Here is a 15,409-nt window from a genome sequence, read left to right as displayed (position 1 = left end):
GCCGCGAGCGTCCTCGTCCCCCGAGATTGCCAACATGTGCCGTGCGTACAGCGGGCCAGTGTGCCACATGCGCCTCGATCTGTGCCGCTTCAGCACGGATGGAGTCGCAGGCGAGCCGCGCTCGCTGGGCGCTCGCTGGGGCGCTCCCCGGCGCTACCCCCGCGGCGGCGCGTAGAAGTCGACGATCCGGATCGGCTCGGTCAGCCGCACGCGGACGCGCGAGCGGTCCCCGCGGACGTCGCCGCCGATCTGGAAGCTCGTCGCCGGATCCATCTCGATCGTCACCTCGTCCACGAAGTAGTCGAACACCGTCTCCAGGTCGTCGAACTCTCCGTTCCAGATGCTCGAGAAGTTCCGCACGAACGTGAACGGCGAGATCATCGACACGCGCAGCTGCATCCGGTCCTGGCGATCGTCCGCGTACGGGAACATCCGGAAGCCGAAGCCGTAATAGGGGATCGTCGACAGCGCCGCGATCTTCGCCGGACCCTCGTAGATGACGCCGCCCTTCTTGATCGGCGCCCCGAGGATCGTCCCCTTCTCGCCGACGCGGATCGCGTCGTTGCCCTCGTTGATGATGCGGCAGTGCGGCGTGCGCCGCACGAGGTAGCTCGGGATCGTCCGCGTCGTCGCGGCGACGGCGTACGCCACCGGCCCCGGCGCGAGCCGCTTCAGCGGGCCGCGCGCGAGCGCCGACTTCACCGCGTTGTAGTCGCGCAGCATCACCGCGTCGATCCCGAAGCCGCAGAACGGCGACAGGATGTCCTCGGCCTCCACGAGCCGCAGGTTGCGGCTCCCGGCCTCGGCGCGCAGCCGCTGGAGATCCACCGCCAGCCCGGGCTTCGCGCCCGCGCCCCCGGACGCGCCGAGCACCCACGCCAGCGAGTTGCCCGTCCCCAGCCGGAGCAGCCCGAACCGCGGCACCGGCAGCCCGCGCCGCTTCGCCTCGTTCACCACCGCCGTCACCACCACGGTGAACGTCCCGTCGCCCCCGCCCGTGAGGATCGTGCCGTAGCCCCGGTCGACAAGGATCCGCGCGATGCCCTCGCTCTCCTCCACCCGCCGCGACACGAACAGATCCCCTGTGTCAAGGATCTGATCGAGCGTCTCGATCACCTCCGCCGTCACGCTCTTGGCGTTGCCGTTCACCACCACGGCAATCCGGCTGCTCGCCGCGCCCCGCGGCACATCGCCCGGACGACGCGACGCATCAGCGGCCTGGGAGACGTCATCGGGGCCGCGACCGGCGGGCGGAGAGGTCATGCACCGCGATCTACCACGACCGACCCCCGCGCTTGGAGATCACGCGGGCGCCGGCGCCGGCGCGGGGGCCTCGCTCGACCGGAGCGTCGGGCCCGCCGGGATCTCGCTGTAGGCCAACGTGGCCAAAACAGCGCCCCCTCGGCGATCGCCGCTGTCCGAGAGAGGCCCAAGCATGCGATGCTCATGGGTTTTGGCTCTCGGGCCGATCTTGGGTCATGCTGACCAACGGGAAAGCGAGGAGCCTCCCCGAAACATAGTGGACGGGGTGGTCGATTTTTTGGTAAGGCGACGACCTGGCGAGCCAATTCGGCTTGACAGCCGTGCGGGTCTTTCCCCCGCGCGGGCGGCGCGCGCTTGTGGCGAAGGGCCGCGACGATCTCGTACCCAGCGGGGGACGCAGCGACATGCCGAAGATCACAAAGCAGGGCAGCTCCGAGAAGGCGACGGGCACGAAGAAAAAGGCCTCTTCGAGCGCCAAGGGGGGCGCTGAAGCTCAGCTTGCGAAACCCGTGAATCCGGTAATCAAGGAAGACTCGAAATCCGCGTCGAGCGCCTCGAAGCGTAAGCTCGGCCTCCGCGGCGCTGCGCCCTGGGCTGCCCGGCACGCCGCGAAGCACGCCGCCGAGGCGCGGGCACGGGCCGCCGAGCCGGCGCCCCCCGGCAGCGCCCGGGCGACCATCCGCGTGCCCAGCGGCGCGGAGGAGATCAAGGCGAAGATCGCCGAGCTCCACAACCAGACCCAGAAGATCCGCACGCTCCGCAAGCGGCTCGACAAGGGGTTCTTCGACATCGGGGTGGTGCTCGCCGAGATCCAGCAGCAGGAGCTGTATCAGGCGAAGGGCTACGGCTCGTTCGAGGCGTTCCTCGAGCGCGAGATCGACCTCGGCAAGCAGACGTCGCTGCGCCTGATCAAGGTCGCCCACGTCTTCCAGCGCGAAGTGGCCCTCGACTACGGCATGGACCGGCTGTTCGTGGCGCTCGCCGCCCTCGAGGGCGACGCGGTCCCCAAGCCGGCCCCGTCCGCGATCCCCTCGGCCCCCGGCTCCAAGCCCCCCCTCCCGCTCAAGCCCCCCATGCGCATCGTGGGCTGAGCGGCGCTCACCCGCTGGAGCGGCGCTCACCCGCTGCGGATACGGGCCCACCTCGACGTTTTCGGTGCTCGGCGTACTGGTGTACGCCTGCGCGCCGAAAACGCCGATCTGGGCCCGTCTCCTGTGCGGGTGAACGCCGCTCGGTGAGGCCCGTCAGCTCCCGGCCCCGCGGGGCGGCAGCGAGCTCGTCGTGGGGCGAGACACGGGCACCGGCTCTGGGATGAAGCGGGGGAGCCGCACGCGGACCGTCGTCCCCTCGGCCGCGTGCGTGCTCACCTCCACCCGGCCCGCGTGCTGGTCCACGATCTTCCGGACGATCGCGAGCCCGAGGCCGGTGCCCGCCGCCTTCGTGGTGAAGAACGGATCGAAGATCTCGGCGAGGATCGTCGGGTCGATCCCGGGCCCCGTGTCCCCGATCGACAGCCACACCTCGTGCGCGTCCCCCGACGCGCACGCCCGCAAGACCCCGCCGTCGGGCATGACGTCCAGGGCGTTGACGACCAGGTTCAGGACCACCTGCTTGAGCTTCTCCACGTCGCCGAGCGCGAAGCAGTCGTCGGGCAGGTCGCGGACGACCTCGACGCGGTGGCTCGCGAGCGCCTCCTCCTCGAGGTCGAGGACGTCGCGCACGACGCGGGCCAGGTCGACGGGCTCTCGGTGCGGGGCGCGCGGGCGGGCGAGCTCGAGGAACTCGCCGAGCAGCCGGCCCAGCCGGCCGATCTCGGCCTCGACGATGCCCACCCGCCGCTTCATGGGCTCGCGGATCGCCTCGTCGGAGAGGCGGTCGATGCCGCGGCTGAGCAGGTGGAGCTCCAGGACCGCGGCGTTCAAGGGGTTCCTGATCTCGTGCGCGAGCCCGAGGGCGAGCGGGGCCATGGCGTTCAGCGCCTCGGCGTCGGCGGCGCGCCGCTCGAGCGCGCGCCGCTCGGTCACGTCGATGCCGATGCCGTAGACGAGGTCGGTCCGGCCGCCGCGCCCGCCGCTGCGGACGCCGGAGAGGTGCCAGCGCACCCGGCGGATCGCGCCCACCGCGTCCCGGACGCCGACCTCGACCTCGGCGGCGGCGGCGTCGCCCTCGACGACGCTCTGGAACGACTGGTTGAACCGGCGCTGCTCGGACTCGTCGACCAGCGTCTCGCAGAACGGCATGCCGAGCGCGGCGTCGCCGCCCACCCCGGTCAGCGCGGACAGGCGCGGGTTGAAGAGGGCCACGCGGCCGTCGGCGTCCAGGCCGAGGATGAGCACGTCCGCCGCGTCGACGATCGCCCGGTACCGCCGCTCGAGCTCCTCCCGCTCCCGCTTCAGCGAGATCTTCTCGATCGCCTGGGCCACCGTGGAGATGAGCTCCTCGGGGCGGAACGACTTGAGGATGAAGGCGAAGGCGCCGGCGCGGAGGGCGGCCATCGCGGTGTCCACGGTCGCGAAGCCGGTCACGAGGACGATCTCGCCGTGGGGGGCGGCGGCGCGGAGCGGGGCGATGAGCTCGAGGCCGCTCGCGTCGGGGAGCTTGACGTCGACCACCGCCACGTCGAAGCCGTCGCGGCGGGCCGCCGCGAGCCCCTGCTTGCCGTTCGGCGCCAGGGCCACCTCCACGTCGAGCTCGCGCGCGCCCTCGAGGACGTCGCGAAGATTTCCGGCGAGGCTCGTGTTGTCGTCCACGATCAGGATTCGAGCGCGCACCTGGGATCTCCTGGTCGAGCGGTCCGGCGGGCGGCCCGATGCACGGGGCTGCCTTCCGCTGTGGGGTCTTTCCTGAGTTTTATGCTATGAGCCGCGACCATGCGGTTCGTCGATCAGTGCCGTTTGAAGGTCATCGCGGGGGATGGCGGCAATGGAGCGATCGCATTCCGGCGCGAGAAGTACATCCCGTTCGGCGGCCCCGCGGGCGGCGACGGCGGCCGCGGCGGGGACGTCGTCTTCGTGGGCGACGAAGGCCTGTCCACGCTACTCGACTTCACCTACGCGCGCACCCTCGAGGCCGAGCGGGGCGAGCACGGGATGGGGAGCGACTGCCACGGGCGCGCCGGCGCCGACCGGGTCGAGAAGCTCCCGGTGGGGACGCAGGTCTTCGACGCGGAGACCGGCGAGCTGCTCGCCGACGTGACCGAGCACGGCCAGCGGGTCGTGGTCGCCCGCGGGGGCAAGGGGGGCCGCGGCAACCTGCACTTCAAGTCGCCGCACGACCGGGCCCCCCGGCGCGCCGAGCCGGGGGAGCCGGGCGAGGCCCGCGAGCTCCGCCTGGAGCTGAAGGTGCTCGCCGACGTCGGCCTGCTCGGCTTCCCCAACGCCGGCAAGAGCACCTTCGTCGCCGCCGTCTCGGCCGCCCGGCCCAAGATCGGCGACTACCCGTTCACGACGCTGACCCCGACGCTCGGCATGGTCGAGGTCGGCGGCGGGGTGCGGGCGGGCGGGTCGAGCTTCGTCATCGCGGACATCCCGGGGCTGATCCCGGGCGCGAGCGAGGGGGTCGGGCTCGGCATCCAGTTCCTGAAGCACGTGGAGCGGACGCGGGCGCTCCTCCACCTCGTGACGCTCGATCCAGGCGAGGGCCGCGAGCCGCTCGCCGACTACCGGGCGCTCCGCAAGGAGCTCAAGAAGTTCAGCCCGGAGATCGCCGGGCGCCCCGAGGTCGTCGCCCTGACCAAGGCCGACCTGACCGAGGTGCGCGAGGCCTACCCGAAGCTCAAGGCGCGGTTCGCGAAGGCGAAGGTGAAGCTCCACCTCGTCAGCGCCGCGACGGGCGAGGGCGCGACCGAGCTCATCCGTGAGCTCGCGGCGATCGCGCGCAAGCGCGAGGGGTGATCGCCCGAGCGCGGGGGATCTCTCCGCGCAGATCACAGGGTGTCCTCACGTGGGCTGTCCGTGCACATCGGCCGTGGATCCACGAGCGCGCGCCGTATGGACAAGACAGCGAAGTTGGCGTCCACTTCTCCTTTCGGACTCACGCGTCCTGCCAGGAGAGGAAGCCCGATGCGCTGGTCGATCGTCACCTTCAGCAAACCGTATGCCCTCGCGTGGTGTGTGGCCCTCTCGGCGGCGCTCGGCGCGAGCGGGACGGCGCGCGCCGACATCGTGCAACCGAACGGCACCACGGTCCCCGCGGTCCGCGAACGATTGAGCGACCTGCTCAACGGGTCGGACAACAACGACAACATCGACGAGATGATCGACGTCGTGGCCGACGCGGCGGTGGAGCCGCAGGTGTTCTCGCCGCTCTGCGGGTTCAGCGGCAAGTACATCGCCAAGGGCGGAGGCGCCAACTTCGCCGTCGGCTGGTACAACGTCGACGACGACCGCGCGAGCGACGATCCTCCGCGGTATGTCCCCGTGAACACCAGGGCCGGCCTCAACACGGCGGCGCCGGAGAGCGATATCCAGATCCTCTTTCCCTTCTCGACCGACCTGCCGCCGGAGGCGATGCGCGAGCTGACGGCGGTGTCGATCCGGGAGAACCCCGCGTACGGCGGCGGGCTGATCGGCTTCGCGCTGATCCCCAACCCGAACGGCACGGGCAACGGGGATGCCACGCAATACCATTACACCGAGCATCGGTTCAACGTGGAGTGTACGGCGTGCGCGACGCCGGGCCCGTGGTACTCGGACCTCATCTATCGATCGAACGAGCTGCTCAACACGTTTTACCTGGGCTTCGAGGATCTCGACTTCCAGAACGCCGCCGGCGCGGCGGGCGTCAACGGCAACGATCTCGACTACGAGGACTTCCTGTTCCGCTTCTCCGGCATCACGTGCCCCGAGGCCGGCCTGCCGTGCGAGGTGGACGAGAACGTCGGCGCGTGCCGCCTCGGGATCTCCGACTGCGACGCGCAGGGGGCGGTGATCTGCACGCCCTTCGTCCTGCCTGGCAGCCAGGCGGAGCAGTGCGACGGCGTCGACAACGACTGCGACGACGTCATCGACGAGGAGGCGCCCTGTCCGGAGAACCAGGTGTGCAACCGCGGCCGCTGCGTGGACCCCTGCGGGTCCGCGGAGTTCCCGTGCGAGCAAGGGTTCGTGTGCCAGCAAGGCCTGTGCGTCGAGCAGGCCTGCGTCGACGTGATGTGCGACGTGGGCGAGGTGTGCCGCGCGGGCGAGTGCAGCGCGCCGTGCGACGGCGTGGTGTGCCCGCACGACCAGGTGTGCCGCGCCGGGCGCTGCATCGATCCGTGCCAGGACGTCGTGTGCAACTCCGGCCAGGTGTGCGAAGGCGGCGTGTGCGTGCTCCAGTGCAACTGCCGCGGGTGCCCGACGAACGAGCGCTGCGACATGGGGAGCGGCCGGTGCGTGGAGGCCGCGTGCGCCGACGTCGCGTGCGACGAAGGCACGTATTGCCGCGAGGGCGCGTGCGTCGATGTCTGCGACAGGGTCGCGTGCCCCGCGGGCGAGCGGTGCGAGGCGGGCGCGTGCGTCGAAGCGCCGCCGCCGCCCACCACCGCCACCACGTCGATCGGCGCGGGGCTCGACACCGTCGCGTCGTCCGGCGCCGGCGACGGCTCGGGCGGGGCCTCCGCGTCGGGCGCGGGCGGGGCGCCGCCCGCCGGCGCGGGCGGCGGCGCTTCCGGCGGCGGCGAGTCGTCGGGCTGCGGGTGCCGCCTCGGCGCCGACACGCCCTCTGCGGGCGGCCTCGCGGCCCTGCTCCTCGCCGCCGGCCTCGGGCTCCGCCGCCGGCCGGCCCGCGGGCAGCGCGGCGCGCGCGGCGGCCGCGAGGTGGTCTGAAGGGCCGTGAGGTCGCGCGGGCGAGCAGGCCGCCCGCGCGCCCTCGCTCCTACGGGCGCTCGACGGTGAAGCTCGAGGTCTCGTCGTCGAAGTCGTAGCTGTCGAGGTTGGCGTCCGCCGTGATGACGCGCGACTCGGGCGAGTAGATGAAGAACAGGTCGTAGAGCGTCAGCGTGAAGCCGGCGGGGACGCGGACGGAGCTGATCCTCTTGTCCCATGCGCTGCCGATGAGGTATCTGCTGCCGACGCCGTAGAGGAGCGCGTCGCCCGAGAAGTCGGCGTGCTCGTAGAGGGCGACCACGTCCTCTTGCGGGTCCGAGGCGCGCGAGACGACGAAGCTCGAGATGACGTCGCTGAAGCCCGCGGCCACGAGATCCGTGTCCGAGGTGAAGACGCGCGCCTCGCCCTCGAAGTTGTGGTGGAAGAAGACCGTGACCCGGAGCCCGGCGGGGACCTCGATCGCGCTCGCGCGGTCGTTGCCGATGATCGCCATGTCCGGGAGGTTGTGGCGGCCGATCCCGAAGCTCTGCGAGACGCCGGAGAAGTCCGAGAGATCGTGGAGCACGACCTCGTCGTCGGGGTGGTCGGTGGGGCCGCTGGCGATCGTCGCGTCGATCCACGCGCGGTGGCGCGCGACGTCGACGCCGGCGAGCGACGCATGCAAGTTGGTGCCGTCCTGGCCGCTCGAGGCCGAGAACACGGCGACCTGAACCCCGTCGACGAACCACGGGCCGCCGGAGTCGCCGCTCCACCCCGAGCCCGTCACGCCCGTCGCCAGGAGCTCGTCGTCGGAGCGCCGGCCATCGATGTGGACGATCGCCTTCTTGAGCGACGGCGCCATCACCAGCGGTGTGCCCTCGCTCCCCCAGCCGTAGACCGTCGCGTCCGTCCCGTCCACGGCCGGCCCCGCGGGGGCGAGCTCTACGACCGCGCCGCCGGCGTCCTCGGTCAGGTGGAGCAGCGCGATGTCGACCTCCGCCGAGGGCACCTCGACGGCGTCGACCTCGATGCGCTGGCCCTCGCGGTACGTGTTGCTGCCGATGCGCACCGCCGACGTCTCGCCTTCATCCGCGATGCAGTGCTGCGCGGTGAGCACCCAGCGCGGCGCGACGAGCGTGCCCGTGCACTGGTAGAAATCGCCCGTGTCGCCGCGCACGTCGAAGACCTGGACGGCCCAGGGGCTCGCCTCGGCGATCTCGCCGCCGATGATCTCGGACGACCGCGAATCGAGCGACTCGACCGGATCGTCCGGCTCATCTGCAATGGAGCAAGCCGTGGAGAGGCCCAACGCGACCCCGACACAGATCGCGATACCCAGCTTATTGCCAAGCTCTTCCTTGTTCATTTCATCTCCGCATTGGTCACGTCCGGAGTATGCGGCGATGCCCGGGCCACGCCAGACGGCGTTCTGGAACGGCGGTGTTCGAGGAGTGGAACATCGAGCCGGCTCGATGCTCCATCCAGTGTGTCGGTACTCGTGCACCTCGCCGAGGAGGATTCGTGTCAGCCGATCACGGATCGCCGGACGTCGCGCCGAAGAGCTCGACATCGTCGATCACGACGGCGCCCGAGTCGACCTTGCCGCGGCCGAGGAAGCCGTTCGCGCCGACGCCGTTCATCTCCGGGCTGAACGCGAGGCCGATGATCGACGCGAGCACGTCGTTCACGTCGTCGCCGGGGTCGAGCCCCTGGTCGATCGCCCAGCCGGGGAGCGCGATGTCGGCGAACTTGAGCTCGATGAGCTGCGGCTCGACGCCGAGCCGCACGTCCCAGCCGTGGCGGACGCCGATGAGCCCGTTGCTCTGCGCGGGGCTCTCGACGTCGACGCGCAGCCAGCGCGCCGCGTCGGCGCGCGCCCGGAAGCGGACGCCCTCGAGCGGCGTCACGTCGACCGAGCCCTCGGCGAGGGGCACCGTGAAGTACACGTACTGGCCCCAGGCGGACGCCTCGTCGCGGAAATCGAAGCTCAGGAGCAGGCTCCGCGCGCCGCTGAGCGGCGCGTCCTGCGCGATGCCCTGCACCGCGCCGGACGCGTCGTTGGTGGCGAGCAGCGTGCCGAAGTACAGCTCGAGCGTGTCCGCCGCCTCGAAATCGTTGAGCCCCGCCGCGGTGAACGAGAAGGGCACGAGCGGCGTGTTGCTGGCGAACCGGCGCAGGCGCTCGCGCAGGATCGGCACCTCGCTCTTGAGGCGCGCGACCGCCGGCTCCCACGAGGCGAGGCCGGGCCCGAGCGGATCCTCGTCGACGGCGGCGCGGATCAGCGCCGCGTACTCGTCCACCTGCGCTTCGAGCTTCCCTTCGCGGAACGGCCCGTCGAGCAGCGCCTGGAGCGCGGCCTGGTAGCCCGCGGGGTCCTGGCTCAAGGCGCCGAACAGCGCGTCGCATCCCGGCACGCGCACCCGCTCGGCGCCCATGAACACCGGGACCACGGCGGGGCAGGTCGCCGGCGCCTCGGTCCAGCGGGGCACGTGGCCGAAATAGGTGCTCGCGCCGAGGGTCTGGTCCATATCCCACGGGATCAGGCGGAACTTGCCCGACGAGGGCTCGTCGTAGATGTAGAAGTTGTGGTTGTTGGCGCCGCCCGCGGGGTCGACGTAGAAGGTCGTGACCCCGTCCCAGTTCACGATCGCCTCGTCGACGGCCATGTAGCGTTGCAGCTGCTCGACGTCCGCCCACTGCGACAGCGCGGCGAGGCGCTCGTCGCCCTCGGCGGACGCGAGCGCGGCGGCGAACGCGACGAAGCGCTCGTGCGTGGCCTCGTCCTCGTTCGTCTCGATGTGCTCCGCGTAGTAGCTGGCGTCGTCCGTGACCGGCCACGCTTCCTTGTAGAGGTCGCCGTCCGGCCCTTCGGGGAAATGGCTCTCCAGGAAGCGGCCGTCCACCTCCTCGACCATCGAGAAGAGCCCCTGCGGCTCGCCGTTCACGGTGAGCGTGGCCCACCCGCTCCGCGGGGCCGCGACGCCCATCTCCCGGTACAGGCCATAGGCGATGCGCTCGTGGAGCTTCGTCGGATCCCAGATCATCGAGTGGAAGTTCAGCCGCTTCTGCGCGTAGAACCGCTGGCCGTCGACGTACTCGTCGAACTTCACCTTCATGCTGAGCTTCGGGCAGGTGAGGTTTCCCTCCTCGTCGAAGCACATCTGTAGGGTGCCGTAACCGCCCTTGAAGCGCAGGCCGACGACGCCCAGGCTCTTGCCCTGGTAACAAGCCTCGGCCTCCACGTACTCCTCGTCGCGGGCGTTCTCCTTGAGCTCGGCCCAGCGCTCTTCCGGAAGGCGGAAGTCGAAGCGCAACACCTCGTCGGCCGCATACAGCTCATCCGCGTCGCGGTCGGCGAGCGTGGGGTCGGGCGGCGCGCACGGCGGCATCGGGGCCTCTCCGCCGGCCCCGCCGTCGCTCATGCCGCCTTCCCCGCCGGTGCCCGCCGCGCCCGAGCCTCCCCCGCCGGCGCTCGCCCCGCCGCCCCCGCCGGCGCTCGCCCCACCCGCGCCTCCCGGCCCGGCGCCGCCGGTTCCACCCTCGTCATCCCCGCATCCGGCGCCCGCCGCGACGGCCGCCACCACAAGCCATGTCCAACACGTAAGCTTCATGCACGCTCCTTCAACGGCGCCGAGCGTAAGCGTGCGCCTCGCGCGCGTCGATCCCTGATTTTCGCGTCGCGGATCCCCGGGCCTGGCCGTTCGAGAGGCCATCTCTGCTCGCCCGGAGTCGGGAGCATCCGTGCGATCCGGTTGACAAAAAGGCACGGAATGATCCGTCGCGCCCGGGCTTTTCCGGTGCGATGACCGACAGCAAGGGGCGCCTCCTCGGGAGGTTGAGACGTGTGGGGGTCGGGCTCGCGGCGACGGCCGCGCTTCTCGCGCTGTTCCGGGCCGGCGCGTCGGCGTGGGGTCAGTCCCGGCTCCGGGATTACCGGGATGCCACCCAGGCCGAATGGGACGCGGAACGCGCGCGGATCCGCGAGCGCTCGCGGCCTGCCGGCGAGGGCGCCGCGCAGGTGGATTGCGGGGCGAGCTACGCGAGGACGGCGTCGATTCAGCTGGACATCCATCCCGAGTGGGTCAAGCGAGCGCTCGAGGCTGCGCCCGGCGCGCCGCTCCCCCCCGAGCTCGCCGCCGAGATCGAGCGGCGCCGCCCGGAGATCGACGCCTTCCGGCAGACGGCGCGTTGCTCTCGTTACGAGCTGCCGGAGGACAGCGCGTGGATCGACTACGGTCCAATCCATCCGGTGTGGCACGCAAACCGCGCTGTCCTGGTCCAGGGGCGCTGGCTCGAGGCCAAGGGGGATACGCGCGGCGCCCTGGACCGTTATCTCACCGTCGCCAAGGTCGGCGCGGACCTGTCCGCAGGCTCGGCCATCGCCGGCCTGATCGGCATTCACGACGCGGAGCGCGCCTACCGCCGCGCCGCGGCCCTCGTCGCCGGCGCGCCCCGGCTCCCCGCGGCGGAGCTCACCGCGCTGGATCGGGCGCTCGAGGAGCACGGGCGGCGCCTGCCGCAGCTCGCCGACGTGCTCCGGAAAGAGCGCCTGCGCCTGCGCCAGATGGCGATGAGCCTGAGCGACGGTGGACCGCTGCCCGAGGAGGAGCTCCGTCCTCTCGCGTCGTCCACCGGTGCCCGCGCGCTCACCACGGCGCTCCCGATGGCCGCCGTGTTCGGTCACGCCCTCCCGCCGCTCGACGCGCAGCTGCGCGCCGCGGAGCAGATCGCGCTCGACGCGCAGCGCGATTATTCCCAGGTCGAGCGCTTTCAGGAGGTCGCCGCCGATTCCCTCGCCGTCGACGTCACGGGGCTCAATGCCATGTTGGACGCCGAGCATCTCCAGAGGACCGCGAGGCGGGATTGCGCCTTGCGGGCGTCGTACCTCCTGGCCCGCGCGGCCGTCGAGGCAGAGCGGGCGTATGCGGACGGGGGTTATCCGGAGGCGCTGCGGGCGCTCCCGCAGGATCCTTGTGGGACAGGCCCGCTCGTGTACGAGAGGAGCCCTGGCGGCGATGGCTACACGCTGTCCAGCGTCGGCGAGAACGGCACGGCCGACGGTCCCGGCGCGGCCGGCGGCGCGACGGGTGACAGCGACGATATCGTCGTCACGAGGCAGGGCTCGGACGTCCTGTAGCTCGCGACCGCGATCACCCGCGGTGGCGCGGAGCGCCCGAGGCCGCGGCCTCGACGGCGAGGCACGCCTCGAACCCCTCGCGGTAGCTCGGGTAGAGCAGCGTCATGCCGAGGGCGCGCTTGATCTTCGCGTTGTCCACCGCGCGATCGTGGCGGAGCGTCTCGTGGAGATCTTCCCGCGGCGCGCCGGCCGGCAGCGAAAGGCCGAGCCGCGCGCAGAGCCAGCGGACGACCTCGATCTGCGGCACGGGCGCGTCGTCCGCGACCACGAAGACGTCGCCGGGCACGGCGCGCTCCAGGGCCGCGAGCGCGAGGCGCGCGAGGTCCTCGACGTGGATGCGCGAGACGACGTTCCTGCCCTGCCGATCGCCCTCGCCGGTCATGCGGAAGTCGCCGCGCGAGAGCCGCTGGTGCAGGCCGCGGCCCGGGCCGTAGATGCCGGCGGCGCGCAGCGCCACGGCGCCGCGCTCGCGGTACACGGCCTCGGCCGCGAGGCGCGCCGCGGCGCGCGGGCCGTCGGCCGACGTGGGCGTCGCCTCGTCGATGCGCCCCGTCGCGTCGCCGTAGACGGCGGTCGACGAGACGTACGCGATCGCGCGCGCGCGGCGGAGCGACGGCGCGATCGCGGCGTCGGTCGCGCCGTCGGGCGGGAAGGCGACGAGCACGTCCGCGCCGTCCGCCACGAGCCGGTCGACGGCCGCGGCGGTGAGCGCCGGCAGGACGCTCACCTCGATGCCGGCCTGGGCGAGCTCTGCGGCGCGCTCGGAGGAGCGCGTGGTCGCGACGACGCGGCCGCCGGAGGCGCGCCGCAGGCCGGCGACCACCGCGCCGGTGAAGCCGCAGCCGAGGACGAGGAGCGGGGGAGAGGGATCGAGCATGGTCGTTGCGCCCTTTACCAGGCTAGGCCCCCGAGTCGCCATCGCAACGCCTGCAGCGAGCGTTGCGACGACCCGACAGCAGGAATCGAGCGTTGGGGCGCTCTAGCACGCATTGCCCAGGCCGCTAGGATCCGCTCGCGACCGTGGGACACCAACATCACTTCCTGTCCAGGCTCGATCGCGTCTCGCTCCCTCACGTCGAGCTCGCGCTCACGCTCTACCGCGATCACGGCCTCGTCCAGTACCTCCTCCGCTGCGCCAGGCTCCCCGACGGCGCAGAGCGGGTCGCGATCTCGCTCGACGATCCCGCGTGCGGGCCGTTCCTCGTCGTGACGCGCGAGGGTCGCTTCGTGACCTGCCTCGGCGCCGGGATGCGCGCGGGCGACCTCCCGGTCATCACCCGCGGGCAGCTCGACGGGCTCACCGAGAAGGTCGCGGATCTGCGCGCGCGCATGGCCGCGGCGCGCGAGCTCGCCGGGCCGAAGGGGCACACGGCGCAGCTCGTCGACCGCATCTTCCACGCCGGCCCGGACCTGTCGCGCGAGGAGTTCGTGGGCATCTCGGCCTTCCGGCCGCTCTTCGGCCTCGAGTTCCTGCGCGCCTTCTTCGGTACGGTGACCGAGCTCGATGACCTGCGCGGCGCGCTCCTCCGCGTCGAGCACCCGAAGCGCGCGCTGACGCCCGTGCTCCGGCGCTACTGGGACCTGTTCTGGGCCACCGGGCACCTCGCGGTCCTCGCGTTCATGGACGGCCGCGCGCTCGTCGAGTCGCTCCCGGAGGAGCTCGATCTCTCGAGCTCCTGCCTCGCGTGGGGCGCCTCGCGCCAGGGGAGCGTCGCGCTCGCCCTGCGCGGCTTCTGGGGCGTCGCGAAGGTCGGCAAGGCGCAGCTCCGCGCCTGCAAGACGGCGTTCGACGAGGCCGCATCGCAGCTCCGGCTCGTGACCAGCGTCGGGAGCCTGATCGCGCTCGGCGTGGGTCATGCCAGGCTCCGCGCCGAGGTGCAGAAGGCGCTGTCGGCGCCGCGGGATCTCTCCGGGGCCCATTTCCCGGAGGCGCTCCTGACCCTCTTCCGGACCACCGCCGAGGCGGCGCTCGACGAGCCCGAATCGGCGGCCGCCGCGCAGCGCAGCCTCGGAGCGCGGATGGCCGTCTCGCTCACCCGCCGGCTCGCCGCGGGCGACCCGCTGCGCTTCGAGCGCGAGGAAGATGTGCCCGAGGCGCTCGCGATGACGCTCCCGGTGAACACCCGGCAGTCGTTCGTCGACGACGCGGAGGTCATGGCCCTGATGATGCTCTTCATCCCCTGGACGGCGCGCGCCGAGCCAGAGCAGCTCTTCCTTCCGCGCGAGTTCATCCGCCTCGTCCATGCCCGCTGGTCGCCGGAGGACACGATGCGGCTGCTCGCGCCGCTCCGCGAGCACTATCACCCGAAGATCCAGGCGCCCCGCCAGGAAGGACCGTCCCGCAAGGGCCCTTGCCCGTGCGGGAGCGGCGAGAAGTACAAGCGGTGCTGCGGGAAGACCGCGTGAGCGGCCGGGCCGCCGGGCGGTGGAACGGCGACCGCGCTCTCAGGGCGGCGCGCGGCGCGGGGCGGTGGTACCCTCCTCGATGTGAGCCAGAGCGCCTACCCGGAGCACCCCGCAGGCCGCCTCTTGTCCGTCGCGGAGTGGGCTGCGCTGCCGGAAGACCAGCCCGGCGAGCTCGTTGACGGTCGGCTGGTCGAGGAAGAGATGTCCGACTGCGTCCACGAGCTGGCCGTCGCCTGGCTCATCCAGATGCTGCGGGCCTGGGCCGTCCCGCGCGGCGGCCTCGTCTTCGGCTCCGAGGTGAAGTACGCCCTCAAGCCGCGGCGCGGGCGCAAGTCCGATGTGTCCGTGTTCCTGTCGCGCGCCCGGAAGCCCCCTGCCCGTGGTCCGGTCGGAATCCCGCCGGACATCATGATCGAGACCGTCTCCCCTGCGCCGCGCGATGAGCGGCGCGACCGCGTCGAGAAGCTGGAGGAGTACGCCGCGTTCGGGGTGCCCTGGTACTGGCTGCTCGATCCGCAGCTCCGCAGCTTCGAGGTCCACGAGCTCACGCGGGACGGGAGCTACGTGCGCCGCCTCGCCGCGACCGGGGGGCTGCTGCAGGAGGTGCCGGGCTGCGCGGGGCTATCGCTGGATCTGGACGCGCTCTTTCGCGAGCTCGACGAGCTCGAGGCTGCAGAGCAGCAGGAACCACCGCCCCCGCCGGGCAGCGCGGAAGGCGAGGAGTAGCGAGGGCGGGCGGCGCGACCGCGACGCGCCGTGACCCGCGCTCTCACGAAGCGCGGGTCACGGGCGGCAGCCGCGGCGCGGGGACCGTCGGCCG

At 72.1% G+C, this 15,409-nt stretch carries 11 protein-coding genes; 6 read left to right on the top strand and 5 right to left on the bottom strand.

Translation table 11 applies throughout. The features are described from left to right. Positions 1-153 precede the first annotated feature (153 nt). Positions 154-1,263, bottom strand: a complete 1,110-nt coding sequence (locus tag NQZ70_RS11405; RefSeq protein WP_237245231.1) for a diacylglycerol kinase family protein — start codon at positions 1,261-1,263, stop codon at positions 154-156. A 509-nt stretch (positions 1,264-1,772) separates the two neighbouring features. On the opposite strand from NQZ70_RS11405, the gene NQZ70_RS11400 reads away from it, so the two are divergent. Next, a complete protein-coding gene (locus NQZ70_RS11400) occupies positions 1,773-2,354 on the top strand; it encodes a hypothetical protein (protein ID WP_237245230.1) in 582 nt (193 codons plus the stop codon). 153 nt (positions 2,355-2,507) lie between these two features. Here NQZ70_RS11400 and NQZ70_RS11395 read toward each other — a convergent pair whose 3' ends face one another. Further along, positions 2,508-4,034, bottom strand: coding sequence for an ATP-binding protein (locus tag NQZ70_RS11395; RefSeq protein WP_129574246.1), 1,527 nt, complete (start codon positions 4,032-4,034; stop codon positions 2,508-2,510). A 99-nt stretch (positions 4,035-4,133) separates the two neighbouring features. Here NQZ70_RS11395 and obgE point away from each other — a divergent pair, with 99 nt between their 5' ends. Then, a complete protein-coding gene (obgE, locus tag NQZ70_RS11390) occupies positions 4,134-5,156 on the top strand; it encodes a GTPase ObgE (RefSeq protein ID WP_129574245.1) in 1,023 nt (340 codons plus the stop codon). 168 nt (positions 5,157-5,324) lie between these two features. Continuing rightward, positions 5,325-7,067 (top strand): MYXO-CTERM sorting domain-containing protein, encoded by a 1,743-nt coding sequence (locus tag NQZ70_RS11385; RefSeq protein ID WP_129574244.1) that lies wholly within the window; start codon positions 5,325-5,327, stop codon positions 7,065-7,067. A gap of 49 nt (positions 7,068-7,116) precedes the next feature. Here the strand turns inward: NQZ70_RS11385 and NQZ70_RS11380 are convergent, their stop codons facing one another. Continuing rightward, the gene (locus NQZ70_RS11380; protein WP_165373910.1) at positions 7,117-8,412 is read right to left on the bottom strand and encodes a trypsin-like serine protease; all 1,296 of its coding nucleotides are present in this window, start codon (positions 8,410-8,412) and stop codon (positions 7,117-7,119) included. Positions 8,413-8,578: 166 nt separating this feature from the next. Continuing rightward, entirely contained in the window at positions 8,579-10,657 is a 2,079-nt protein-coding gene (locus NQZ70_RS11375; RefSeq protein WP_272828213.1) for a CotH kinase family protein, read from the bottom strand. A gap of 233 nt (positions 10,658-10,890) precedes the next feature. Here NQZ70_RS11375 and NQZ70_RS11370 point away from each other — a divergent pair, with 233 nt between their 5' ends. Next, positions 10,891-12,183, top strand: a complete 1,293-nt coding sequence (locus NQZ70_RS11370; protein ID WP_207217799.1) for a hypothetical protein — start codon at positions 10,891-10,893, stop codon at positions 12,181-12,183. Positions 12,184-12,196: 13 nt separating this feature from the next. Here NQZ70_RS11370 and NQZ70_RS11365 read toward each other — a convergent pair whose 3' ends face one another. After that, the gene (locus NQZ70_RS11365; RefSeq protein ID WP_129574242.1) at positions 12,197-13,060 is read right to left on the bottom strand and encodes an NAD-dependent epimerase/dehydratase family protein; all 864 of its coding nucleotides are present in this window, start codon (positions 13,058-13,060) and stop codon (positions 12,197-12,199) included. A 143-nt stretch (positions 13,061-13,203) separates the two neighbouring features. Here NQZ70_RS11365 and NQZ70_RS11360 point away from each other — a divergent pair, with 143 nt between their 5' ends. Further along, complete coding sequence (locus tag NQZ70_RS11360; protein WP_129574241.1) at positions 13,204-14,589, top strand: YecA family protein; 1,386 nt, start codon at positions 13,204-13,206, stop codon at positions 14,587-14,589. Positions 14,590-14,670: 81 nt separating this feature from the next. Then, entirely contained in the window at positions 14,671-15,315 is a 645-nt protein-coding gene (locus tag NQZ70_RS11355) for a Uma2 family endonuclease (protein ID WP_237245228.1), read from the top strand. Positions 15,316-15,409 lie beyond the last annotated feature (94 nt).

The organism is Sorangium sp. So ce836 (assembly GCF_028553905.1).
GTDB classification, from domain to species: domain Bacteria; phylum Myxococcota_A; class Polyangia; order Polyangiales; family Polyangiaceae; genus Sorangium; species Sorangium cellulosum_D.
This window is presented reverse-complemented; position numbering and strand designations above follow the sequence as displayed.